The sequence below is a fragment of the Chamaesiphon sp. OTE_20_metabat_361 genome, assembly GCF_031364565.1.
On record NZ_JANLWO010000589.1, the window covers coordinates 1 to 1,616 of the forward strand.

The window sequence follows — 1,616 nt, forward strand, 5'->3', positions numbered from 1 at the left end:
CATATCTGGGTCGAGAGTGTTTTAGGTGAGGGCAGCACGTTTTCGTTCATTTTACCGCGCTCTCCTTCAGCTCAAGATAGCAATCCCCACAGCGGTTTGAGCGGCACTCCCGCTTGGGTCGGCTATGTGCCTCACGAGCGAACTCAGTAGGCTTTGGGCTTTAGGCTTTAGGGGAAACTAAGATGATGTTTGAAGAGTCTAGTCTATTGCTTAAACCCCAGAGAATCCCCCCACCCCCCCTTAAAAAGGGTGACTTTGACCGACTCTTAGCCCCCTTTCCAAGGGGGTTGGGGGATTTAGATCTAGAAAAGAAGTCTAGCCGACTTGTGTGTACACCGTAGCTTTTTAAGTGGGATTTAGCGGATGCAATCACGCGCAGGTTCCCTCCGCATGTGTTTCACAAAGCAGGGGGATTTATCCACCATGCGAGAGGCAATTAGACTTTTCAAACACCCTCTCAGACGAAAACAATATTAGAAAAGATTTTGTTTTTACTTCGGCGCTTCAGCCGCCACTGGCAGCTCTCAACTGCCGTAAATGCACGATTAGAGCTTGCAACCCTAACTGATAACTCTGCGTCCCAAAACCACTAATCTGACCGATAACGATCGCCGCTAGATATGAGTGGTGCCGAAATTCTTCGCGCTTGTAAATATTACTTAGATGGACTTCGACTGTCGGAATTTGCACCGCTGAAATCGCATCCCGAATAGCAATACTAGTGTGCGTGTATGCTCCAGCATTGATTACAATGCCGTCGTAGCGATCGCGAGCATCATGTATCGCATCCACTAACATACCTTCGTGGTTAGATTGGAGTGACGAAACCGTCGTGTCCAAAGAGTTACCCAACTCTACCAACTGGGCATCGATCTGAGCCAATGTCGATGCGCCATAAATTTCCGGCTCTCGCAACCCTAACAAGTTAAGATTTGGCCCATGCAAAACTACTATGCTCAGCTCCCCAGCACGATCGGTCATCATTTGCTAGTTCAGATCCCGACTATCGCGATCTCCGCATTCTGTCATCGACAGGGATTGGAATCAATTCGGGTTCTGGCTGCATTTCTGGGCCGAGAATTGCTTCGATCAGTTTGCCAGCCCAGTGCTTTAACTTTTCGAGCACTCTTTCGATATAATCCATCAGATAGCTTACTCCAAGAACGATGTAGCCCATCTCCCGAGATCTACCAACCAGCTTAAGAGCGGCTGAGTGCGATCGTGTTCCGGTTTAGGTCCCTTACTGTTACCTATTGTAAAGGCAAATCTCAGGAAGATGTGCGGTCGGTTTGAGCCGATCTCGGTGAAATTTTGACTCGATCGCGGCTCACAAGTTAGTCAGAGTAAGCTTTTGAGCCAGATCCACCTCCCAATTCGCGAATTTATTAAGTAAATATTAAGATCGCCGATATCACTTTTTTCAGAGGATATTTTTTTGGTATCTGAGGCTACATTCCCCTGGAGGGCTGAGTTCTGGCTGGGAAAATGTAGATCGCGCCAGATATGAGAGTCAAAGCCACTGCTACCCAAAAAGCCACTAATCCATAGAAATGCCAGTTCTCGATCCGCCACGGTAGCGGTGCTGATGAAATTGGAGCGATCGCGATCGCCACAGC

Annotated in this window: 2 protein-coding genes; both read right to left on the reverse strand. The window is 48.2% G+C overall.

Annotation, left to right across the window (positions count from 1 at the left end; genetic code table 11):
* Positions 1–504 precede the first annotated feature (504 nt).
* On the reverse strand, positions 505–984 hold the full coding sequence (gene aroQ, locus RMO35_RS16985; protein WP_309742501.1) for a type II 3-dehydroquinate dehydratase: 480 nt from the start codon (positions 982–984) through the stop codon (positions 505–507).
* Positions 985–1,003: 19 nt separating this feature from the next.
* Positions 1,004–1,144, reverse strand: coding sequence for a hypothetical protein (locus tag RMO35_RS16990; RefSeq protein ID WP_309738833.1), 141 nt, complete (start codon positions 1,142–1,144; stop codon positions 1,004–1,006).
* Between the last annotated feature and the right edge of the window lie 472 nt (positions 1,145–1,616).